Origin of the sequence: Merdimmobilis hominis, from assembly GCF_016901855.1 — a bacterium.
In the GTDB taxonomy this organism is placed as follows: Bacteria; Bacillota; Clostridia; order Oscillospirales; family Ruminococcaceae; genus Paludihabitans.
Genome location: NZ_JACJKY010000025.1, coordinates 1 through 21419, shown reverse-complemented (window position 1 = coordinate 21419; position 21419 = coordinate 1). Strand labels below are relative to the sequence as shown.

Sequence of the window (21419 nt, the reverse complement as noted above, 5' to 3'; positions counted from 1 at the left end):
TCTTCACCTCCATACAGAAATTCTGCCTGACTTGTCCACCCGCACGGTCACAGACGGCGGTGCGGAAAAGACGTGATCGCCGCCTTTTAAGACAAAATCAGGCGGTGCATTCATTATTATAGAATAAATTCCCTCTGTTGTATAGAGTGTTTTCAAATTGTTTACATGCAGAAACTGCACATTCGCACCCGATATGCTCTGATCGGCCGAAATGCCTGTTTTGATGCCGTTTTTCTCGATCATCACCGTCACCGTTCCCGTTTCACTGCACCGCACGTCGATTCCTGCATAAAGCGGCAGGTATTTTCCGTTCGAAAAGGTGAGCAGATCGTATCCCGCACGAAACAGCGGGGTGTAGATCGGGTTATCACGGTGCATGATCACATGCGAAACGCCGAGTGTTTCATTGAGCAGATGAATCGGCGTGACGGAAGCGGTGGCACGCTCCGTAAAAATGAGCGAGCGGATGGTATGCACATTCCGCGCTTTCAAAAATGACAGAAGCGGCAGTCCGTAGTCCCGGCTGTCGCCAAGAACCGTGATGTCGGCTGTGCCGTTTTGCACACTGATGACTGCCTGCAGTTCATCCGAATACGAAAAGGTATAAGACAGCACGGCATCACGATCCATATACTGCATTCCTGCGAAAAACACGGTCATCCCTGCAAGCATCACGCATAAAAACCGCACGATATAACGCCGCATCTGTTTGCTGACGATCAAAGCACAGGCAATACTCACCAAAAACACCGACAGTGCGATTACACCCGCCGGCGAGGAGAATCCGAAAAAGGAAGCCGGCAGATCGGAAAGTGCCGCGATCCCTTCGCAAAGCAGGTGAAGAAGCGATGACGCACATGCACAAAACATCTGCATCCCGGGCAGACATCCAACAAGGAACAGACCGCCCGCGCACCCCGCGATACAGCAGACAAACAAATTCGCAAGCGGGGAAACAAGGCTTATGCCGCCAAAGAAATAAGCCGAAACCGGCAGAATCGAAACGGAACACGCCGCCGAAGCACACACCGATGTAATCAGAGAATGCACTGCGCGGTTTTTAAACGGCAGGACAGATTCGGCCGCATCCAACAGCTTCGGTGCGAGCACACACAGCCCGAGTGTCGCGGAAAACGATAAAAGAAAGCTCGCGGAGGTGAGTGCGTAAGGTGCAGAGAGCACAATGAACAGCGCCGCGCCGAACAGGCTGTTGAGCGAATCGCTCCGGCGTCCGAACAATCCGCCTGCCAGCACAAAGGAAATCATGATGCCGGCGCGCACCGCGGGAATTTCTCCGCCCGAAAAAAACACATATCCCCATGCGGCAAACAGCGCAATGACGGTGGACTTGCGGTTTGAAAGCCGAAATCGTTTAAGCTGCCGTTTGAGTGCAAGGGAAACGAGCGTGATATGAAATCCCGACACGCTGAACAGATGCGCCACACCGGCAGTACGAAACGCATCGGTTGTCCGGTCGGAGATTCCGTCGGTGTTTCCCAGAAGCATCCCGCACAAAACGGCACCTGCTTCACCCGGCAGACGCGTTTTGATTTGTGTACAGATCCAGTCGTTTGCCCGCTTTGCCAATGAGTCCGGCGGGAGCATTCCTGTTTTTTCAATCGAAATGCTTTGCGCAAAGACGCTTCCCGCGAGATTTTCTTTGGACAAAAACTGCACAGAATCAAATCCATCCGTCTGCTCTGCAGAAAGGATCGTTCCGCTGACTGTCAGCGTATCGCCGTCGTTCCAATCGGGTTCGCCGCGCAGGTAGATCATCACACGAAACGATCCGTCGATTTGCGTACACTGTGCATTGTTCAGCACGCACGAAGCGAGCGTGCCGTTCTGCACCGTCTGCTGTGCCTGTCCGGACAGTATGACCGTTTGCCCTTGCATCGAAGACAGATCGATGCGTCCGGACAGAAAGCAGAAGAAAAACACTGCTCCCAGTATCGCCGAAGCAATCCGCAGGGATACCCGCGGCGCCGCACGAAACAGCAAAATTGCCAAGATGGCTGCGATAAAACAAATTCCGACAAAAATCGACACGGAAATGTCAAAAAAAGAAACGACCAAAGCCGCAGCCAGAAAAGACATTCCGACTGCGGCTAACGGCCGTTCTTCCAAAACGAAAAAATATGCTGTTTTAGCAGAGCGATTCACTGAGTTTTACGCCGCCAAGCACATGAAAATGCAGATGTTTGACCGACTGTGCGCCGTTTACACCCGTGTTGGTAATCACACGGAATCCGTCCTCAAGATGCTGCTCGTTTGCGAGTTTTGCAATCACTTCGCCGATTTTTGCAAGAATGCGGCTGTTTTCTGCTGTGATTGCAGCCATGCTTTCGATATGCGCTTTCGGAATCACCAGAAAGTGAACCGGTGCCTGCGGCGCAATATCAAAAAACGCCAGCACATCCTCGTCCTCATACAGCTTGTTGCACGGGATCTCGCCCGCGATGATTTTGCAGAAAATGCAGTCCATCGAAATACACCTTCCCTTTATGCTTTGATAAATTCTTTGAGAATTTCCGGCAGTGCTAAAAATGCGTCGTCGATTTTGTCGAGTTTTGCAATACCAGCCATTGCGCTGTCCGGACGTCCGCCGCCTTTGCCGCCTGCAACTGCTGCTGCTTTGCCGACGATTTTGCCTGCATGTGCACCTGCTTGAACGGCATCTTTGCCGCAGACACACAGCATGGTGCCTTTGCCTTCATTGACGCCGACGAGCAGTGTCACGCATTTCGGTGCACGCTCTTTGATCTTGTCGCCGAGCACACGCAGAGAATCCGGTTTTGTGCCGCTGAACATTGCGGTGACATAGCCGATTTCACCGATGCGCTGAATATTTTCAAACAGGCCTTCGACTTTGCTGTCCGCGATTTTCTGAGTGAGTGCGGACACTTCGTTTGCCTTGTCTTTTAACTCTGTCATAACCTGTGCAGCACGGTTTGCCACTTCCATCAGGTTCGGTGCTTTTAAATTCTCAGCCGTTTTCTGCAAAAGCGATTCCTGTGCAGAAATCAGATCAAGCACGCCGTAACCGGTGACTGCCTCGATACGGCGGACACCTGCTGCAACCGAGCTTTCGGAGAGAATTTTGAACAGACCGATTTTTGCGGTATTTTCCACGTGCGTACCGCCGCACAGCTCGATCGAGAAGTCGCCGACTTCGCACACGCGCACGCGCTCGCCGTATTTTTCGCCGAACAGTGCCATTGCACCTTTGTCTTTTGCCGACTGGATATCAGTTTCATAACGCGCAACCGGTGTTGCATTGAGAATCACGCGGTTGACTTCCTGCTCAACACGATCGAGTTCTTCGCGGGTAAGCGCTTCAAAGTGCGAGAAGTCAAAACGCAGTTCGCGGGCATTGACCAGCTGGCCAGCCTGATGCACATGGGTGCCGAGCACTTTGCGCAGTGCGGCATGCAGCAAGTGTGCACAGGTGTGGTTTCTTGCAATCGCATCACGGAGCGGATTGTTGACGTCCATGTAAACACGGTCGCCGACGTTTACGCTGCCTTCTGCGACTTCACACAGATGGAGAATCTGTGCACCTGCGTTCGATTTCTGTACGTCGTATACATTCAGACGCACACCCTCTGCGGTGATGACGCCTTTGTCGGAAACCTGTCCGCCGCTCTCTGCGTAAAACGGGGTATTGTCGGTAACGACGACGACTTTCTGGCCTGCAAGCGCAGTGCCGACGCGTTCGCCCTCGAACAGGATGGCACGGATAACAGCATCGCACTCGGTCTGCTCATAGCCGACAAACACGGTGTCCTCGGTCAGATCGGAGAGGGAATCGTCACCCACGCCGAATGCATCGCCGGTTGCACGCGCATTGCGGGCACGCTCGCGCTGCTCGTTCATCAGGCGGACAAACTCCTCCTCGTCGACTTTGATGCCGTGCTCTGCGATGATTTCGCGGGTCAGATCAAGCGGGAAGCCGTACGTATCGTACAGACGGAATGCCTGTGTGCCGGCAAGTGTCGGCTCCTCGACAGAAGCGGTGTCGATCTCGTCGATCATCTGATTCAAAAGCTCAAAGCCTTTTTCGATTGTTTTTGCAAAGCTTTCCTCTTCGTTTTTCACCATACGGCTGACGTATTCCACTTTTTCGGAAAGCTCCGGATATGCGGCACGGTTTTCGTGCGCAACGGTTTCGACGACTTCATACAAAAACGGCTTGTTGATGCCGAGCAGTCTGCCATGGCGGGCAGCACGGCGCAGCAAACGGCGCAGGACATAGCCACGGCCTTCGTTCGACGGCATAACGCCGTCTGCGATCATAAATGTGGTCGAACGGATATGGTCGGTGATGACACGGAGCGAAATGTCTTTTTTCTCGTCCTCATGATAAGCAACACCGGCGATTTTGCTGATGTGGTTCATGATGTTCTGGATGGTGTCAACCTCGAACAGGTTGTCCACACCCTGCATGACGCAAGCCAAACGCTCAAGACCCATGCCGGTATCGATGTTTTTCTGTGCAAGCGGTGCATAGTTGCCGTTGCCGTCGGAATCAAACTGCGAGAACACGAGGTTCCACACCTCGACAAAACGGTCGCATTCACAGCCGACATGGCAGTCCGGGCTGCCGCAGCCTTTGTCCTCGCCGCGGTCGAAGTAGATCTCCGAACACGGACCGCACGGACCGGTGCCATGCTCCCAGAAGTTGTCCTCTTTGCCCATGCGCACCATGTGCGATTCCTCAACGCCGACTTCCTTTGTCCAGATGTCATATGCCTCGTCATCCTCTAAATAGACGGAGACATACAGTTTTTCTTTCGGCATTTTTAAGACTTCGGTGAAGAATTCCCATGCCCAGTTGATTGCTTCGCGTTTAAAGTAGTCGCCGAACGAGAAGTTGCCGAGCATCTCAAAGAAGGTGCCGTGGCGTGCGGTTTTGCCGACGTTTTCGATGTCCGGCGTACGGATACATTTCTGGCAGGTGGTGACGCGGGTGTTCGGCGGTGTTTCCTGACCCAAAAAATATTTTTTCATCGGCGCCATGCCGGAGTTAATCAAAAACAAGCTGTTGTCATTGATCGGGATGAGCGGGAAGCTCTTTAAGCGCGTGTGGTTTTTGCTTTCAAAAAACGAAAGGTACGATTCACGCAGGTCATTGAGTGATGTCCATTCCATGAAAAGGGTTCCTCCAATATAAAATAAAATTTGCTCGGATGTGTGTATCATTAAAAAAAGCGTCTTTGTCCCAAACACTGGGACGAAGACGCTTGTGCGTTTCCGTGGTACCACCCGGATTGCACTGCTTTTTAAACAGTGCCGCTTTGTCTGCCCGATAACGCCGGCAAAGGCGCAGCGGCTTTCACCGCCGGACTCCCGGAGAGCAGGAGCATGCCGCATTCCAAAGCTTTCACCGTCCGCTTTGTCTCTGCTTGCTGAATGGGTGGCTGTTCCGTTCCGTTCACAGTCGTTTTTTCATCCGATTTGCCTTTAAGTATACGCGTCAAACCGCGGTTTGTCAAGCATTTGCGCCCTTTGTTTCAAGGATGCGTTTTGCTTTTAAAATAGCGGCGATTGTTTTGCCGTCGATGAGTTCATTATCCATTGCCATGCGCACAACTTCATTGAGGTCATACACCTCGACGCTTAAAAATTCGTCGTCGTCCAGATGCTGCACCGACTTTGTAAGTCCCGTTGCCAGGAACATATGAATGACCTCGGTGTCATACGCAACCGACGGGCAGAACTCGCCCATATAAATAAGCTCCGACGCACGCATGCCGATCTCTTCCTCAAGCTCGCGGTTTGCCGCATCCGCAGGCGATTCACCCGCATCAAGCTTTCCTGCCGGAATCTCCAAGACCATCCGCGCAAACGGATAGCGGTACTGCCGCACCATATACACCTTGCCGTCGTCTGTCACCGGCACCACACAGGCTGCACCGTTGTGCTCGACAATTTCGCGTGTTGCTTCGTTTCCGTTTGGCAGCAGCACGTCGTCGACTCGCACATTGATGATTTTTCCCTCATAAATCCGACGCGTTGAAACATGGGTTTCCGCAAATGCTGACTGATCCATTCTTCGTCCTTCCTCTCTTCTATATAAAATGTATGTTTTCTTTATCATACCGCACAAACAGGCGGATTGCAATCGTTTTGACAGCGAAAAAAGGAAGAACTTTCATATTTCTGAATAAATCCGGCTGTTTTATTTCTGATTTTGCAGTTTTTGTTGCGCTCTGTTGCAAAACATGCCCCTATTCTTTCAGTTTTACGCTGTTTTTACAAATCAATACGAATTTTTTTCAATAACCTCTTGCATTTGAAAATGAAAATCGCTATAATAAATAGCAATATACCGCAAACGGTATGTGCAGCACGGTTTGACCGCTGCAACCATTTTTTTGAGAGGAGAATCCATAATGGCATTTAAAAGCGAATATCTGCAGCGTGTCTATGAGACCGTAGAAAAACGCAACGCAGGCGAAAGCGAATTTTTACAGGCAGTCAGAGAGGTTCTTGAGTCGTTTGAACCGGTTGTTGAGCAGAACCCGTCGATCATCGACACCGGCGTCATTGACCGCATTGTGGAGCCGGAGCGCTTCATTCAGTTCCGCGTTTCCTGGGTAGACGACAACGGCAAAGTTCAGGTCAACCGTGGTTTCCGCGTACAGTTCAACTCCGCAATCGGTCCGTACAAAGGCGGTCTGCGTCTGCATCCGTCCGTTTGCGCATCGGTTATCAAATTCCTGGGCTTCGAGCAGTGCTTTAAAAACAGCCTGACCGGTCTGCCGATGGGCGGCGGCAAAGGCGGCGCTGACTTCGATCCGAAAGGCAAATCCGACGGCGAAATCATGCGTTTCTGCCAGAGCTTCATGACAGAGCTTTCAAAACATATCGGCGCTGATACAGACGTTCCGGCTGGCGACATCGGCGTCGGCGCACGCGAGATCGGCTATCTGTTCGGTCAGTACAAACGTCTGCGCAACGAATTCACCGGCGTTTTGACCGGCAAAGGTCTTTCTTACGGCGGCTCGCTCGCAAGAAAAGAAGCAACCGGCTATGGCCTTTGCTACTTCACCGACGAGATGCTCAAAAACATGAAAAACGATTCGTTCAAAGGCAAAACCGTTGTTGTTTCCGGTTCCGGCAACGTTGCAATCTATGCAACTGAAAAAGCAACCGAATTGGGCGGCAAAGTTGTTGCACTGTCTGACTCGAACGGCTATATCTACGACGCAAACGGCATCAACCTTGACGTTGTCAAACAGATCAAAGAGGTTGAGCGCGGACGCATCAAAGAGTATGCTGACCGTGTTGAAGGCGCTGTTTACACCGAAGGCTGCCGCGGCATCTGGAGCATTCCGTGCGACATCGCACTGCCGTGCGCTACCCAGAACGAATTAAACGGCGAAGAAGCAGCTCTGCTCATCAAAAACGGCGTTATGGCTGTTGCTGAGGGCGCAAACATGCCGTCCACACCGGAGGCAATCGAAGCATTCCTCAATGCAGGCGTTCTGTTTGGCCCGGCAAAAGCTGCAAACGCAGGCGGCGTTGCTACATCCGGCCTTGAGATGTGCCAGAACTCGATGCGTTATTCCTGGACCTTCGAAGAGGTTGACGCAAAACTGCACGACATCATGGTCAACATTTTCCACAATGCATACAATGCATCCAAAAAATACGGCATGGAGGGTAACCTCGTTGCCGGTGCAAACATTGCAGGCTTCGAGAAAATCGCTGATGCAATGATCGCACAGGGTGTTGCATACTGAGTTTTTTTGATATATGCTTTCTTAACAAAAAGAAACACCGGAAGTTTTCCGGTGTTTCTTTTTTTGCTGTTTTTTTAAATTACATCACGCTTCTTTGAGCGCGCGGTGCAGCCAAACGTCTGCAATATCAATGGCAGAATACAAATCCGATTTCTGCGCTTTTTTGACAACCATATCCTGGGGTTTCACGTCTTTTCCGGTTCTTAACAGCTGAATCATCACATCGCTTGCCACTTCTTTGCTGTCCGATGGTTTCGTAGAAAGCACCTGCATGCAGACCACATACGGATCTTTCATACTGCCGTAATATAACGTATTCCCGCAGCGAACAAGCGGTTTGTCTTTATAACAAAAAAATGTCTTTTTCACAGACACTGACCTCCTCTTTTTAAAATCTCTTTTTTATGATACCACACAGCATAAATTCTGTAAACAGATTCTGTGCGATATTTAGAAACTGTTCACCATTTTGACGAAAAAAACGTGCAAAAAAACGCACTGTCCATTCAGACAGTGCGTTTTTCTTCAAATGTTCTTACAGGGAGATGATCTCGCCGTAAACTTCGCCGACGCAGTGTGCAGCGTTTGCTTCGTCGGTGTCAAGGTGCATTGCGGTTGCGTATTTTTCAGAAACACGAACAACCACGTCGCCGAATACGGTCGATCTGCCGTCGGTGTTCACTTTCACCCAGACGATGTCTTTGTCTTTTACGCCTAACACTGCAGCGTCTTCCGGTGTGGTATGTACGTGACGCTGTGCAACGATGACGCCCTCGCTAAGCTCCACTTCGCCGCACGGACCAACGAGCTTACATCCACAGCTGCCTGCAACGTCGCCCGACTCGCGGATCGGCGGAACAAGGCCGAGTGCGCGAGCATCGGTAAACGAAACTTCGATCTGTGTCTGCGGACGCTCCGGACCTAAGATCGACATGGTCAGCTGACCTTTCGGGCCGACAACGGTGACTTTTTCGTTTGTTGCAAACTGACCCGGCTGGGACAGGTTTTTCTTGTTCGACAGGGTGAAGCCCTCACCGAACAGAATATCAAGGTGTTCTCTTGTCACATGGAGGTGACGAGCGGATGTTTCTACTAAAATGTTCATAATCCTGCTGCTCCTATCTTTTACAATCAGGGAAATCCCTTTTTTCTTTTATTATACCGCAGCAGTCATTGATTTTCAATCTTTTTTGTGATATACTGAGCCATTCCCGGCAGTCACTGCCGGGTCGAAAGCCCAAAACTGACCGAGAGCGCATTGTCAATGCGATTCATTGCGCTTTCATCCAAACGGCCCATTCGTTCTTTTAAGCGCCGTTTGTCAATGGTACGGATCTGTTCGAGCAATACAATGGAATCTTTTTGAAGCCCGCAGTTTTTTGCCTGCACGGCGATGTGAGTGGGGAGCTTTGCCTTGTCGCACTGGCTTGTAATTGCCGCGGCAATGACGGTGGGGCTGTAGCGGTTGCCGATGTCGTTTTGTACGATGAGCACGGGGCGCACGCCGCCCTGTTCGCTGCCCACCACCGGGCTTAAATCTGCATAATAAATCTCTCCTCTGTGCACGCTTGTCATATTGATTCTCCTCCGTTTTTTGTTCCGTTGCTTCGTCACTATTTTGGGTGAATTTCTCCTGTTTTATACAGTCAAAGCAAAAACTGCTTCATTCACAGCATATGCACCGAAAAAAAGGGAGGTTCTTATTCCATGGAATTCATTTGGAAACAGCCAAACGAGGATTTAAGCGCGTGCTTTTCGTGCCGCAAAACCGTTTTCTGCGAGGAGCAGGGCTTTTCCGCAGACGGCGAGTTTGACAAAATCGACGCACAGGCGGTTCACGTGCTGTGCCTGCATGACGGTGTGCCCTGCGGAACGGCGCGGCTTTTTTGGGACAATAAGCCCACGATTCACGCAGGACGCATCTGTCTTTTAAAGGAGATGCGCGGCGACGGCAACGGGTTAAAGCTGTTAGACGAGCTCGCGAAAAAGGCAAAGGAGCTTGGCGCATCGCGGATGATCCTGGGCGCGCAGTGCAGGGCAATGGGATTTTATGAAAAGGCAGGCTACCGCCCGTTCGGCGAGGTGTTTGATGATGAGGGATGCCCGCATCAGATGATGGAAAAGCTGCTTTGAGGGAAGAATATGCGAAATAAAAACAACAAGCATCTGGGCATTGAAGTAGACCCGGAACTGCATCGGAAACTGCACTACATCGCAAAATATGAGGGTCGTTCTGCAAACGGACAGATTTTATATTTGATTCGTCAGTGTATCCGCGATTTCGAAGCAGAAAATGGTCCGATTGAAGAGGAAAATGAGCAGCCGAAGTAAAAAAGTCCGCACAGTTGTGCGGACTTTTTTACTTATTCTTTTGTATCGGCGAACGGGTTTGCGTTTTCTAAAAATTCCGCAAGCGCCGCTTCGTCAAGTTTCTCCAGTTCTTCGCGGGAAATCTGTGCGGAAAGTCCCTTGTCCTGCGGATTTTCCGGTTCGAGTACAAGATAGTAATACGGCGGCTGATAGGCGTTTGCTTGCAGCGTTTTTTGCACCTGTTTTAAGAGTGCCGCGCCTGTTTTCGCATCCGACGAAGACACGGTCGTGCGCACCATCAGCTCGATGCCGCAGCTGTTCACGGCTTGTTCTGAGAGTGCCATGCCGTGCGTGATTCCTTCGGTCGGAACTGTTTCAAAAAAGTGCGGGGAGATATATGAGGTATGATTCTCTTTTCCCATGATCTGATCGAGCAGCGGGCGAATTTCTTTGTCGTATTCCTCGGCGATCCGCCAGCGCACTGCACCGTATTCGACGATATCTTCCTGATACGTGTCCGACACGATTTCGCCGCCGCGCACCTCTACGGTGAATCGTTCGTCGATGTTCTCGCCGGACGAAAGCCGCACCACATAGGCGCCCCACTTAAAATTATAATTCGATTCCTCCGCCGTCCAGCTGCGTGCCGGGTAGGTTTTGTTCGCATACGACTGCGCCGTGTTTTTTGAAAGCCATGCGCTTAATGGATTGCCGAGAAAACTCATTGCCGCAAACGCACAAAACATAATCAGTAACAACGCGCCCACACCGGCGGTGATTTTTAGTGCCAGTCGTTTTTTCGTCATAATCGTTCACTCCTTTTTAAATGCAATGTGCAAAAGCCATCCAATCAGCACGCCAATTCCTGCAAATACCGCATAGAACAGTGCCATTATACCGCTCGCTGCAAAAAAGCTCCACCACGGCGCCGACGTAACCCCATCCGAAAACAGAGAAGCGAAGATTTCGGGAAGCTGCCACAAAAACGCAAGAACAAAGACGAAGATCGGCACAGCAAAGCTCCGCTTTCGAAACAAAAAGTAACCGAGCGCGCCGAGCAGAGGCAGGCCAATGAAATTATAAAACATCGAAGCCGTATTGATCACCGATGCCGCCAGCAGTGCACCGCACAGCAAAAGCAGAACGCCGCTCCAAAACAGTGCGCGCCGCGTCCGCTTTAATACCGTCTGCTTTGCGGGAACAGGCGGCATCTCACCGGGAAGTGCGCCCATTTTCTCGCGGCAGCGGTCACACGTTTTGATGTGTTCGCAGACAAGTGCTTTCGACGATTCACTTGCCGCGTCGTCTATGACCAGCGGGATCAAATCCTCGATCACTTCGCATGGAATCTGTTTCATAAAAATCCCTCCTTTGAAAGTGTATCGGTCAGCCATCGTTTGACGCGTGAAAACAGCACACGCGCTGTGTTTTCATGAATATTGCATCGGGCGGCGATCTGTGCATATGCGTATCCGTCCGCGCGCATCCAGAAAATCGTGCGTTCCGTTTCACTGCGGGTGTTCATGAGCGTTTTGATCCGATCAATCAATGCGCGGTTCTCCGCAATCTCCTCGACCGATACGCTTAAACAATCGGCAAGCGGTTCGTCGCCGCTTAACTTCTTCGACTTTTTTAACTGCGAAAGCCAGACGTTTCGCGCAATGCCAAAAAGCCACGTCTTTTCGCTCGATTCGCCGCGGAACGCAGACAGCGCGCCGATCGCCCGCATAAACGTCTCCGAGAGAAGATCCTCCGAAAGGGCGGCGTCGTGCGTCAAAAAGAGCAAATACCGGTATAGATCCGCCGCATACGCATCGTACAGTCCTTCGATTGCCTGCATGACCGCCGCCTCCTTTTGATTGATTCCGTTCATCCAATGAGTTCCGTTTTTCTGCATTTCGCAACACAGAATCCGAAAATTTTTTTGAAAAAAATCCGCTTTCCATAAACGAGAAAGCGGATTTTGTTTTTATAATCGAAAAATTAGTACTGTCTGCCCCAGACGACCATATGTTTCGCCGGTTTGCCGCAGCAGACGCAGACGTCGGACACCTGCTCTTCCTCAAACGGGATGCAGCGGGATTTCACACCGCCGGTTTCCTCTTTGAGCTGTTCCTCACATTCCGTGCAGCCGCACCACATTGCGCGGATGAAGCCCGGATGATTTTTGGCGATGTCCAAAAATTCCTCGTGGGTTCTTGCGGTGAATGTTTTGGAAACGAGGTTTGCCTTTGCTTTTTCATAAAGCGCCTGATGAAGTGCTTCGAGCGCTGCTTCGATTGCTTCGTCGAGATTATCGAGGCTTACGAACTGTTTCTCGCGGTTGTCGCGGCGAACGAGTACGCACTGGTTTTTCTCGATGTCTTTAGGACCGATCTCCAGACGCAGCGGCACGCCTTTCATCTCATATTCGCTGAACTTCCAGCCCGGCGAGTTGTCCGAATCGTCAAGTTTGACGCGGTATTTTGTGCGCAGGGAAGCGAGCAGTTCGTTTGCTTTGTCGAGCACGCCCGGTTTGTGCATTGCAATCGGTACAATGACAACCTGAACCGGTGCGATTTTCGGCGGCAGAACCAAGCCGTTGTCGTCGCCGTGCGTCATGATGATCGCACCGATCATACGGGTCGATACACCCCAAGAGGTCTGATGCGGATGTTTTAATTTATTGTCGCGGTCAGTGAAGGTGATGTCAAACGCTTTTGCAAAGCCGTCGCCGAAATAGTGCGAAGTACCGCCCTGGAGTGCCACACCGTTGTGCATCATCGGCTCGATGGTGTAGGTAGCCTGTGCACCGGCGAATTTCTCTTTTTCCGTTTTCTGACCGACAACTGCCGGAATGGCGAGCGTGTCACGGTAGAAATCCTCATAGCAGTGAAGCATCTGCAGTGTTTCCTCGCGCGCTTCCTCCTCGGTTGCGTGCATGGTGTGACCTTCCTGCCACAAGAATTCAGAGGTGCGCAGGAATGGGCGGGTTGTTTTCTCCCAGCGCATGACGTTGCACCACTGGTTATACAGCTTCGGCAGGTCGCGGTAGGAATGGATGATGTCTTTATAGTGCTCGCAAAACAGTGTTTCAGAGGTCGGACGGATGCACAGACGCTCGGTCAGTTTGTTTTCGCCGCCGTGTGTGACCCATGCAACTTCCGGTGCAAAGCCTTCCACGTGGTCTTTTTCGCGCTGCAACAAGCTCTCCGGAATGAGAAGCGGCATATAGACGTTTTCATGTCCGAGCGCTTTAAAGCGTGCATCCAGGTCTTTCTGGATATTTTCCCAAATCGCATAGCCATACGGGCGGATGATCATACAGCCTTTGACGCTCGAATAATCGACAAGCTCCGCTTTTTTGATAACGTCCGTATACCATTTTGCAAAGTCAACGTCCATCGCGGTGATGTCGTCGACCATTTTTTTCTGTTCAGCCATAAAAATGATACTCCTTGCATTTACATTCGTACCGATCATTATACCATTATTTTTTTTGCTTTGCAAGAAATCAAACGGGCGATTCTGCCGAAAACAGGCAAAAATCCGGCCGTTTTCGCCTTATTCTTTTCCGAAGAAATGACGCGCAAACGCCGTTGTCTGACCATAAAGGCGGGCGAGCGATTCTTCCGCCTCCTTGTCTCCTACGGCAATCCGGCGCATCAAGCGGCCCTCTTCGAAGCAAAGCTCTGCTTTGAGCGGGAAATACGTTTCATACAAAAACTGCGCATAGCGCACAAGCCGGAACGACCCGTAATAGCGCGGCTCCTGTCCGTCATATTCCTCCATGGCAACGCTTTTCTGCGCTTTGACTGCGTCGATGATCGCGTCTTTTTCGTTTGCACGAGCAAAGACAATCGTTTTCATCTGGTCAAAGTACACGCGGTCAACCGTGCCGTGCGAATCGCTGTTGCCGACCACCGGAATCTGTGCACCCTGTGCACGCAGTTCCTGATACAGCGCCACCTGGAGCATATTTTCGTGGTTTGTCTGACCACCGATCAGCTCGAACGCATCGGCATAGCCGTTTTCAAGATACAGCCGGGTGAACGAATCGGTGACGTTGTGCACATCGGCGAGCCAGAACGGATGGCAGAAGATCGCCATGCCGCCCGCCTTGTGAATTTCGTCGATCACATGAAGACAGCAGGCGTGCACATACGGGTCAACACCCTCGGGCAGATCGGTGAAGGCTTTGGCTTCCGCTTCGCGCGCTGCCACCCATTCCGGTTTCCCGGGATCTTCCCACGGGTTTTTCGTGATTCCGGTTAAGCACTGCTCGTTGACCGATGTATTGCCGCCGAAATGGACGATGTGCACATGATCCATCGGAGGGTGGACTTCCTCACCAGGGTACAGTTTAAAATCCATCGGAATGTGCGCAAAGCGTTTGATCGCACGCAATGACGAATCCATGCGGCCGTGATCGGTGATCGGAATGAAGTCATAGCCCGCCTGGCGGTACATCGCCGCCACAAATTCAGGCGATTCCACACCGTCGGAAAAACAGGTGTGCACATGGAAATCACCGAGGAGCGGAGTGAGCTCATACAAATCTTCTGGGACGGAATAAACGACGGTTTTTAACACCGGCACATCACTGCCCTCGCAGAATATGCGCACGGAATGCTCCTGCTCGCCGCAAAATGCGTGCGAAAAGGTGAGTGCACCGTTTAAGAGCTTGCAGGAAGCGGAAAAGACCGCCGGTTTTGTCTTTGTATACACATCCGATGTCATCGGAATGACGCGCACAGTATACGTTTTTGTTTCGTCAAACGCGGTGTGCAAGTCGAGCGGCCGGATGGTGATAACCGTTTCACGCGCCGACACCACAACACGCGGAAATACGTCAAAGTAATAATCTTCCCGTTTGATTTTCAACATGAAAAGCACCCCTTTGTTTAAAAAAAGTCTTCTTCGACTGCTATTATAGCAAAGGGAAAAGGCAAGTCAAGAAAAAACGCCGTTTTTCATAAAACGGCGTTTTTCGTTATTCTTTTTTCTTTGACGGGCGGAACACCCACTCGCGCTGAATCTGGAAGCTGAACAAAAACAGCACCGTATCGACAATCACCTTGATAAATGTTTCGTTTAAGTGCGTGAGCATAAATCCGCCATAGACGAGTGCGGCAGACAGCGACAGCTGTATCACACACAAAATGATATAGCGCATGAGCATCCGCGCGGACGGTGCGGTTTGATCGAATACGTTATGTTTATTGATAACGAAATTAAACAAAGAGGATAAAACACGTGCACCGACAGTTGCCAAGACGATGTGCATGCCGGGCAGAACACCGCGCAGAAGCGCTGTAAGAATCGAAAACAGAATGATGTCGACTAAGAATGACGACAGCGACGACAGAATAAATTTCAAAAAGACGGAGTAAATCCGAATCGAATCAAGAAGCGGATTAAAATGCGATGACGCGTTTTCCTCAATGTAAATCGTGGAAATCGGCACTTCAAAAAAGGAAATGCCTGCGCTTTTTGCTTCAATCAGCATATTGAGTTCAAATTCAAATCGTTCGCCTTTGACGCTTAGAAGCTTTTTCATGAATTCCTTGGAAATGCCGCGCAGACCGGTCTGCGTATCGCTCACTTTAATACCGCACAAGAGCCGGATTGTGTGACATGTCACAACGTTTCCGAACCGGCTGCGGGGCGGAATGTTCGCTTCTTTAAAATTGCGGCAGCCGAGTACGAGTGCATCGGGATGCTCGACAAGCGCCTTTGCACAGGCAGCCGTATCTTTGATGGTGTGCTGACCGTCGGCGTCGACCGTCACCGCACCGATACAGTCAGGGAATTCCGTCAGAATCAGATTGAACGCATCTTTAAGCGCACGCCCTTTTCCGAGGTTTACCCCATGCGTGAACACACGGCAGCCGTATTCGTTTGTTGCAGTATCAAAGTAATGCGTGCAGTCGTCGCGGCTGCCGTCGTTTATGAGTAAAATATGAGAAAATCCATGCGCCTTTAAGTCAGATAACAGGCGCAAAAGCTTTTCGTCCGGATTGAGCGCAGGGATAATGATCGCCACACATGCGCGATAATCCATGGAATCACCTCGAAAACATAAAAATTCACACGTTGTTTTTATCATAGCATATTGTAAAAAATAGAACAAGGCAGTTTTCGACATTTGACAATAAAAACGGTGCACGGTACAATAAAACCAAAGAAAAACGGGAGGAATGAACATGAACACTGCGCGGATTCGGCGGATTGTGCAAAAAACAGGCATCACCAAACGGCAGGGAATCATTTTTTGTGCGGTGATGCTCTCCTTTTTGCTGTTTTGGCTGTGCACAAACAGCCGCTCTGTCTGCAATGCGGTCACATTCTGCACCGATTGGCTCAAATGGGGACTTGCACATCTCTGCGCACTCGTTTCATTCTCTGTGACAGAGCTTGTGATTGTTTTGGCGGTGCTCGCCGTCATTGTGTGCTTTATCCGGCTTGTGCGGCGGGCAAAAAAGAACAAGGGCCGCCGGATTGCTGTGATGATAAACGGGATTTTCTCCGCAGTGCTCGCGGTTTTGATTGGTGTGAGTGCATTTGACTGGATGTACGGTGTAAACTACTACGAATCGTCACTTCAGGAAAAACTCGGCATCTACGCGCGTCCGGTCAGCGCAGACGAATTATACAAAACAGCATCCTATTTCCTCACGCAGGCAAACGAAACAGCCGCCCTCATTCCGCGGGACAGCACCGGCGATCTTTTGCTTTCTCCACAGGCAATCGCGGCGATGAGCACCGATGCATATGCGCCGTTGTTTTCAAAATATGAAGTGCTCCGCACACCGCTCACAGTGCCGAAAGTGCTTGTTCTTTCAAAAGGGCTTTCCTACTTAAACTGCACAGGCTTTTTCTTTCCGTATCTCGGCGAATCGAACATAAACGGTGATGTGCCCAAAACGACGATTCCTTCAACTGCGATGCATGAGCTTGCGCATCAGATGGGCGTTGCATCCGAACAGGAGGCGAATTTCCTTGCCGTTTTGGGCTGTGTGGAAAGTGGTATTGATGCGTTTTCCTATTCAGGCTGGCAGATGGGGCTTATCCATCTGACGAATGCCTTGTACCGCGCCGATCAAACGCTGTGGGAATCGCTCATGCATGAAATGAGCACACAGGTGCGCGACGATCTTGTCCGCATCAACACCTATTGGGCGCCGTTTGACACACCGGTCGGCGATGCGGCAAATGCAATCAACAACGACCGCCTTTCTCACTACGGACAGGATCTCACCACACAGAGCTACGGCGCCGTTGTCGACCTGCTCGTCGTCTATTTTTCGGAAGTTGTCGATTCGGCGGCATAACCTCTTGATTTTTGTCAAAAAAACAGCTACACTGAGGGAAAAATCAAGACAATGAGGTGATATTTGATGCAGATCGGCGTATGCGTTCATCATAACGCAAACAAAACACGGGAAGCATTCAAAAAAATGACGGAGTCGGGTTTTTCCTGCTGTCAGCTTGTCAGCTGGAATCCGACACTCTGGACAGACGAAGAGGCAAGCCACATCCGCGCGGCGGCAGAGGAATTCGGCGTGACGATCACGGCGTTCTGGTGCGGCTACACCGGCCCGGTAATCTGGAATTTCTATGAGGGACAGGAAACACTCGGCTTAGTCCCGGCGGCTTACCGCCATCAGCGCATGAACGAGATTCTCGCAGGTGCATCCTTTGCGCAGAAGTTAGGCGTCAAAGACGTGGTGACCCATGTCGGCTATCTGCCGGAAAATCCGTATGATGAAAATTTTGCAGGGGTCGTTGTGTGCATCCGTCACATCGCAGACAAGTTAAAAGAAGCCGGTCAGAACTTCCTGTTTGAAACGGGACAGGAAACACCGGTCACACTTCTGCGCACCATCGAAGAAATCGGCCGCGACAACGTTTTCATCAACCTCGACACGGCAAACCTGATTCTCTACGGAAAAGGAAATCCGGTCGACGCGCTCGACGTGTTTGGCAAATATGTAAAAGGCGTGCACTGCAAGGACGGTAAATTTCCGACAAACGGCAAGGACTTGGGCGAGGAAGTACCGATCGGCGAGGGCAAAGCAGACCTTTGCACCGTGATCAAAAAACTGCATGCGCTCTCTTACCCGGGAACGCTCACAATCGAACGCGAGATCGAGGGCGCACAGCAGGATGTTGATATTCTGAATGCATATAAACTTCTTACATCATACATCAAAAAAGCAGAGGAGGATGCAGAATGATTCGTGTATTACTCGTTGGCGCCGGTGGAATGGGAAGCTGTCACTTAGACTGCTGGCGGCGCATGGACGATGTCGAAATTGCCGGCATCTGCGACGTATTCGAGGGCCGTGCGGCAGAGAAAGCACTGCCGGGCGAAGCGGTATTTACTGACATGGACGAAGCACTCGCCACGCTGACCGATCTTGATATTGTCGACATTGCAACGCCGTCATATCTGCACCGCGAGCTTTCGTGCAAATCGCTTGCGCGCGGCATCCACACCGTCTGCGAAAAACCGCTCGCACTCTCAAAAGAAGACGGCGAGGCAGTATTCAAAACGGCAGAAGAAGCAGGCGTGTTCTTTATGACCGCGCAGGTCGTCCGGTTTATGAAACCGTATCTTGCACTGCGCGAAATGGTCAAAACGTCGCGCTTCGGAAACGTTCTCCGCGCACGGTTTAACCGCCTTTCGGGCACACCGGACTGGTCGTGGGAAAACTGGATGATGGACGAGAAAAAAAGCGGCGGCGTGCCGTTTGATTTAAGCATTCATGACGTCGATTATATCGTGAGCGTATTCGGCAAACCGGACCGCGTCGAAAAAACACGCACTGTTCACCGTGAGGACGGCCGCTTGACCGATGCATACCGCGCCGATCTTACTTACGGCGATGCATGCATTTCCGCGGAAGCCGGCTGGTACAGCGGAAAAATGCCGTTTTCCGCAACGTTTACCGTCGTATTTGAACAGGCGGTCGTATCGTTTGACGGCGCGGCACTGCATGTGTATCACGCAACCGGCGAATCGGAGGAAATCGATTTGACAACGGACAGCAATGCCATCTCGGGCATCAACATCACCTCGGGTGACGGCTATTTTGAAGAGCTTTCGTATTTCAAACGGTGCGTGCAGACAAACACCGCACCCACAGCTGTGCCGAAAGAGGAAGTTCTCTGCGTTCTTTCACTCGCAGAGCAGAAATAATCATCAAACGAAAGAGGGAATACCGTGGAATCACTTCATTACTGTTTTGTTTTAAACCCGATCGCCGGAAAGCGCCGGGCGGATGTGTGGGAGAAAAAAATCAAAGCCGGGATGGAATCATCCGGACACCCCTTTTCGATTCACCGCACAAACGCACCGGGTGATGCAGTACGCATCACAAAAGCACAGGCCAAAAAGAAAATCCCGGTCTGTGTGATTGCAGTCGGCGGCGACGGAACGCTCAATGAAGTGATAAACGGTGCAGCATTTGCAAAAAACATCATCGTCGGCGTGATTCCTGCCGGAAGCGGCAATGACTTTATCCGAAGCTTTGAAAACGGCGGGCAGTTTTTATCCATCCCTGCACTGCTGTCGGGTACCGTTCATCCGCTCGATTTAATCCGTGTAAACGGCCGGTATGCGGTCAACCTCGTAAACATCGGCTTTGACTGCGATGTCGTCGAGCAGGCGTCAAGATTTCACTCTCTGCGGCCTCTATGCGGACCGATCGGTTATTTTGTGAGCGTGTTCATTGTGCTCTCCCGCAAGATGGGCAAGCGCATGACTGTCACGACTGACACCGAAACGTTCCCGATGGACGACTATCTGCTTTCCACCATGGCAAACGGCCGTTATTACGGCGGCGGCTTTTTAGCATCGCCGAAAAGCTGTGCGGACGACGGCAAAATGGATGTCGCGCTCGTAAAAAAAGTGGGACGCCTTCGGTTTTTATCGCTTCTCGCGTCCTATAAAAACGGAACCTATCAGGACAGGGAAGCACTTAAATCCCTGCTGGTTTTGCGGCGGGTAAAGACGCTTCGCATTCGATTCTCGGCGCTGACCGGCATTTGCATTGACGGTGAAATCACCCATGCGACCGCCGTTTCGATTGAAACAGCGCCGCGTGCCGTTCGGTTTTTAATGCCAAACGGTGCTGTCCCGAAGGACGGATTTTTAAGCGGCGAACCGCTTTAAAAAACGATTTGAAAAACACCTCCAAATTCATTTGATTTTCGCATATTTTGTCAAAATTTCGCAAGAAAACAGTGGCAAAATAATGCCATCTATGGTATTCTGAAGATAGATGCAAAAGGGCGGAACCAAATGATTTTTAGGAGGTGTTTTCTTATGAAAAAATGTTCGATTGCCGTTTTGCTTTTAACAATCGCAGCAGTTTTGGTTGGTGTGGCGGCTTGGTGGTTCAATTTCGTTGATGGCTTTGGCGGGCATCCCCCGGTCGTGACTGTTCTGGCGTGTGTCACATCCATCGTACTCTTTGCGCTTTGTTATGCCATCTGCTTAATAAACCGAAGCAAAGCCGTTTCCATCGTCATTGCAGTTTATACCGGTCTGATTGCTGTTCTCTGGATTGCGGCGCTGATCGCTGGATGCTTCAGTGCGTCGGTTGATTCCATGCTTCCTATTATGGCCCTTTTCGTCATACCGTACTGCGGAATCGCTGCGCTCATCGGAAATCTTGGCAGTATTCTCGGTCTTGCTTTCATCATCGCGCTGTTTTGCATCAATCTATACTGGTATCGGAAAAAATGTACGTCGGAAAAACTGTCACAGCGTTCGCTGACCGTCTTGTTCTTCATACTCATAGCGATCGTTGCCGATTTGGTGGCCAGATCGGTGAATTTTGGCTATTCCTTCGGCGTATCGTCCCATGAAGTACCGGTTCTGGCGTGTGCGGCTTCGGTTTTGTTCATTGCGCTGTGCTATGCCGTCTGCTTGATTAACCGAAGCAAGGCTGTTTCGATCGTCATTGCCGTCTATACCGGATTGACGGCCGTCATCTGGATTGCTTCTTACATCTTTTACATCATATCGCTCTCGGTCAAACCGGGTCAGTTTTTGGGAGGAGGGGGATTCTCTTTGCTCTCACTTGGAAACATGTTCATTTCACCGTATCACGGAATCGGCGCACTGGTTGGAGATCTTGCGGGTGTGATTCTCGTCCTTGCATCCGTTATTGCGCTGTTTTGCATCAATCTTTACTGGTATAAGAAAAATTGCACGTAAAAAAAACAAATCCAAAAGAAAAAGAGCGGCAGGGAAATTTCCCTTGCACCTGTAAAATGAAAGTAGACACTCACAAAAGTGTGGGTGTCTACTTTTTTCGTAGTAAAATAAGAGAAAAAGGAGGAATAGGAATGGGAAAGAAAGGGACACCA

General features: G+C 50.7%; 22 protein-coding genes. 8 read left to right on the top strand and 14 right to left on the bottom strand.

Translation table 11 applies throughout. From position 1 onward, the window contains the following. Nucleotides 1–3: 3 nt before the first annotated feature. The 5 genes from H6A12_RS11425 to H6A12_RS11405 all read right to left on the bottom strand — a co-directional run bounded on the left by H6A12_RS11425 (nt 4) and on the right by H6A12_RS11405 (nt 6052). Nucleotides 4–2097, bottom strand: a complete 2094-nt coding sequence (locus tag H6A12_RS11425; RefSeq protein WP_204447987.1) for a ComEC/Rec2 family competence protein — start codon at nt 2095–2097, stop codon at nt 4–6. 49 nt (nt 2098–2146) lie between these two features. Further along, the gene (locus tag H6A12_RS11420; RefSeq protein ID WP_204447986.1) at nt 2147–2485 is read right to left on the bottom strand and encodes a histidine triad nucleotide-binding protein; all 339 of its coding nucleotides are present in this window, start codon (nt 2483–2485) and stop codon (nt 2147–2149) included. Between the two features lie 17 nt (nt 2486–2502). After that, nucleotides 2503–5151, bottom strand: a complete 2649-nt coding sequence (gene alaS / locus H6A12_RS11415; RefSeq protein ID WP_204447985.1) for an alanine--tRNA ligase — start codon at nt 5149–5151, stop codon at nt 2503–2505. Between the two features lie 131 nt (nt 5152–5282). Next, nucleotides 5283–5495, bottom strand: a complete 213-nt coding sequence (locus H6A12_RS11410) for a hypothetical protein (RefSeq protein WP_204447983.1) — start codon at nt 5493–5495, stop codon at nt 5283–5285. Next, nucleotides 5492–6052, bottom strand: coding sequence for an NUDIX domain-containing protein (locus H6A12_RS11405; RefSeq protein ID WP_204447981.1), 561 nt, complete (start codon nt 6050–6052; stop codon nt 5492–5494). Before H6A12_RS11405 ends, H6A12_RS11410 begins: the two co-directional genes overlap by 4 nt. 343 nt (nt 6053–6395) lie before the next feature. On the opposite strand from H6A12_RS11405, the gene gdhA reads away from it, so the two are divergent. Beyond that, complete coding sequence (gene gdhA, locus H6A12_RS11400) at nt 6396–7748, top strand: NADP-specific glutamate dehydrogenase (RefSeq protein ID WP_204447978.1); 1353 nt, start codon at nt 6396–6398, stop codon at nt 7746–7748. Between the two features lie 84 nt (nt 7749–7832). Here gdhA and H6A12_RS11395 read toward each other — a convergent pair whose 3' ends face one another. From H6A12_RS11395 to H6A12_RS11385, 3 genes are all read right to left on the bottom strand, one after another. Continuing rightward, entirely contained in the window at nt 7833–8117 is a 285-nt protein-coding gene (locus H6A12_RS11395; RefSeq protein WP_345941249.1) for a hypothetical protein, read from the bottom strand. A 166-nt stretch (nt 8118–8283) separates the two neighbouring features. Next, nucleotides 8284–8853 (bottom strand): PduL/EutD family phosphate acyltransferase, encoded by a 570-nt coding sequence (locus H6A12_RS11390; protein WP_204447974.1) that lies wholly within the window; start codon nt 8851–8853, stop codon nt 8284–8286. 113 nt (nt 8854–8966) lie between these two features. Continuing rightward, nucleotides 8967–9323: a type II toxin-antitoxin system PemK/MazF family toxin gene (locus H6A12_RS11385; RefSeq protein ID WP_204447972.1), complete on the bottom strand. Its 357-nt coding sequence runs from the start codon at nt 9321–9323 to the stop codon at nt 8967–8969. A 132-nt stretch (nt 9324–9455) separates the two neighbouring features. On the opposite strand from H6A12_RS11385, the gene H6A12_RS11380 reads away from it, so the two are divergent. Together H6A12_RS11380 and H6A12_RS11375 are read left to right on the top strand one after the other, a co-directional pair. Beyond that, the gene (locus H6A12_RS11380) at nt 9456–9881 is read left to right on the top strand and encodes a GNAT family N-acetyltransferase (RefSeq protein ID WP_204447970.1); all 426 of its coding nucleotides are present in this window, start codon (nt 9456–9458) and stop codon (nt 9879–9881) included. A gap of 9 nt (nt 9882–9890) precedes the next feature. Then, on the top strand, nt 9891–10079 hold the full coding sequence (locus H6A12_RS11375) for a hypothetical protein (RefSeq protein WP_204447968.1): 189 nt from the start codon (nt 9891–9893) through the stop codon (nt 10077–10079). 32 nt (nt 10080–10111) lie between these two features. Here H6A12_RS11375 and H6A12_RS11370 read toward each other — a convergent pair whose 3' ends face one another. The 6 genes from H6A12_RS11370 to H6A12_RS11345 form a co-directional block, all read right to left on the bottom strand. Then, nucleotides 10112–10864, bottom strand: a complete 753-nt coding sequence (locus H6A12_RS11370; RefSeq protein WP_204447966.1) for a hypothetical protein — start codon at nt 10862–10864, stop codon at nt 10112–10114. A 6-nt stretch (nt 10865–10870) separates the two neighbouring features. Beyond that, nucleotides 10871–11416 carry a zf-HC2 domain-containing protein gene (locus H6A12_RS11365; RefSeq protein ID WP_204447964.1) on the bottom strand — a complete coding sequence of 182 codons (546 nt, stop codon included), beginning with the start codon at nt 11414–11416 and terminating at the stop codon, nt 10871–10873. After that, on the bottom strand, nt 11413–11931 hold the full coding sequence (locus H6A12_RS11360) for an RNA polymerase sigma factor (protein WP_204447961.1): 519 nt from the start codon (nt 11929–11931) through the stop codon (nt 11413–11415). Before H6A12_RS11360 ends, H6A12_RS11365 begins: the two co-directional genes overlap by 4 nt. A 110-nt stretch (nt 11932–12041) precedes the next feature. Then, the gene (proS, locus tag H6A12_RS11355) at nt 12042–13481 is read right to left on the bottom strand and encodes a proline--tRNA ligase (RefSeq protein ID WP_204447959.1); all 1440 of its coding nucleotides are present in this window, start codon (nt 13479–13481) and stop codon (nt 12042–12044) included. Nucleotides 13482–13601: 120 nt separating this feature from the next. Continuing rightward, nucleotides 13602–14924 carry a PHP domain-containing protein gene (locus H6A12_RS11350; protein WP_204447957.1) on the bottom strand — a complete coding sequence of 441 codons (1323 nt, stop codon included), beginning with the start codon at nt 14922–14924 and terminating at the stop codon, nt 13602–13604. 106 nt (nt 14925–15030) lie between these two features. After that, nucleotides 15031–16101, bottom strand: a complete 1071-nt coding sequence (locus H6A12_RS11345; RefSeq protein WP_204447955.1) for a bifunctional glycosyltransferase family 2/GtrA family protein — start codon at nt 16099–16101, stop codon at nt 15031–15033. 142 nt (nt 16102–16243) lie between these two features. On the opposite strand from H6A12_RS11345, the gene H6A12_RS11340 reads away from it, so the two are divergent. The 5 genes from H6A12_RS11340 (at nt 16244) to H6A12_RS11320 (ending at nt 21267) form a co-directional block, all read left to right on the top strand. Next, a complete protein-coding gene (locus H6A12_RS11340) occupies nt 16244–17371 on the top strand; it encodes a DUF3810 domain-containing protein (RefSeq protein ID WP_204447952.1) in 1128 nt (375 codons plus the stop codon). Between the two features lie 66 nt (nt 17372–17437). Next, entirely contained in the window at nt 17438–18277 is an 840-nt protein-coding gene (locus tag H6A12_RS11335; protein WP_204447949.1) for a sugar phosphate isomerase/epimerase family protein, read from the top strand. After that, on the top strand, nt 18274–19242 hold the full coding sequence (locus H6A12_RS11330; protein WP_204447947.1) for a Gfo/Idh/MocA family protein: 969 nt from the start codon (nt 18274–18276) through the stop codon (nt 19240–19242). The genes H6A12_RS11335 and H6A12_RS11330 overlap by 4 nt, the downstream gene beginning before the upstream one ends. Before the next feature lie 24 nt (nt 19243–19266). Further along, nucleotides 19267–20217 carry a YegS/Rv2252/BmrU family lipid kinase gene (locus H6A12_RS11325; RefSeq protein ID WP_204447945.1) on the top strand — a complete coding sequence of 317 codons (951 nt, stop codon included), beginning with the start codon at nt 19267–19269 and terminating at the stop codon, nt 20215–20217. Nucleotides 20218–20370: 153 nt separating this feature from the next. Next, the gene (locus tag H6A12_RS11320; RefSeq protein WP_204447944.1) at nt 20371–21267 is read left to right on the top strand and encodes a hypothetical protein; all 897 of its coding nucleotides are present in this window, start codon (nt 20371–20373) and stop codon (nt 21265–21267) included. The last annotated feature ends 152 nt before the right edge of the window (nt 21268–21419 follow it).

Coding starts and splice junctions, on each gene's coding strand:
- H6A12_RS11425 (WP_204447987.1), bottom strand. CDS start 2,097: ATGTCTTTTCTGGCTGCGGCTTTGGTCGTTTCTTTTTTTGACATTTCC.
- H6A12_RS11420 (WP_204447986.1), bottom strand. CDS start 2,485: ATGGACTGCATTTTCTGCAAAATCATCGCGGGCGAGATCCCGTGCAAC.
- alaS (WP_204447985.1), bottom strand. CDS start 5,151: ATGGAATGGACATCACTCAATGACCTGCGTGAATCGTACCTTTCGTTT.
- H6A12_RS11405 (WP_204447981.1), bottom strand. CDS start 6,052: ATGGATCAGTCAGCATTTGCGGAAACCCATGTTTCAACGCGTCGGATT.
- gdhA (WP_204447978.1), top strand. CDS start 6,396: ATGGCATTTAAAAGCGAATATCTGCAGCGTGTCTATGAGACCGTAGAA.
- H6A12_RS11390 (WP_204447974.1), bottom strand. CDS start 8,853: ATGAACATTTTAGTAGAAACATCCGCTCGTCACCTCCATGTGACAAGA.
- H6A12_RS11385 (WP_204447972.1), bottom strand. CDS start 9,323: ATGACAAGCGTGCACAGAGGAGAGATTTATTATGCAGATTTAAGCCCG.
- H6A12_RS11380 (WP_204447970.1), top strand. CDS start 9,456: ATGGAATTCATTTGGAAACAGCCAAACGAGGATTTAAGCGCGTGCTTT.
- H6A12_RS11375 (WP_204447968.1), top strand. CDS start 9,891: ATGCGAAATAAAAACAACAAGCATCTGGGCATTGAAGTAGACCCGGAA.
- H6A12_RS11370 (WP_204447966.1), bottom strand. CDS start 10,864: ATGACGAAAAAACGACTGGCACTAAAAATCACCGCCGGTGTGGGCGCG.
- H6A12_RS11365 (WP_204447964.1), bottom strand. CDS start 11,416: ATGAAACAGATTCCATGCGAAGTGATCGAGGATTTGATCCCGCTGGTC.
- H6A12_RS11360 (WP_204447961.1), bottom strand. CDS start 11,931: ATGAACGGAATCAATCAAAAGGAGGCGGCGGTCATGCAGGCAATCGAA.
- proS (WP_204447959.1), bottom strand. CDS start 13,481: ATGGCTGAACAGAAAAAAATGGTCGACGACATCACCGCGATGGACGTT.
- H6A12_RS11350 (WP_204447957.1), bottom strand. CDS start 14,924: ATGTTGAAAATCAAACGGGAAGATTATTACTTTGACGTATTTCCGCGT.
- H6A12_RS11345 (WP_204447955.1), bottom strand. CDS start 16,101: ATGGATTATCGCGCATGTGTGGCGATCATTATCCCTGCGCTCAATCCG.
- H6A12_RS11340 (WP_204447952.1), top strand. CDS start 16,244: ATGAACACTGCGCGGATTCGGCGGATTGTGCAAAAAACAGGCATCACC.
- H6A12_RS11335 (WP_204447949.1), top strand. CDS start 17,438: ATGCAGATCGGCGTATGCGTTCATCATAACGCAAACAAAACACGGGAA.
- H6A12_RS11330 (WP_204447947.1), top strand. CDS start 18,274: ATGATTCGTGTATTACTCGTTGGCGCCGGTGGAATGGGAAGCTGTCAC.
- H6A12_RS11320 (WP_204447944.1), top strand. CDS start 20,371: ATGAAAAAATGTTCGATTGCCGTTTTGCTTTTAACAATCGCAGCAGTT.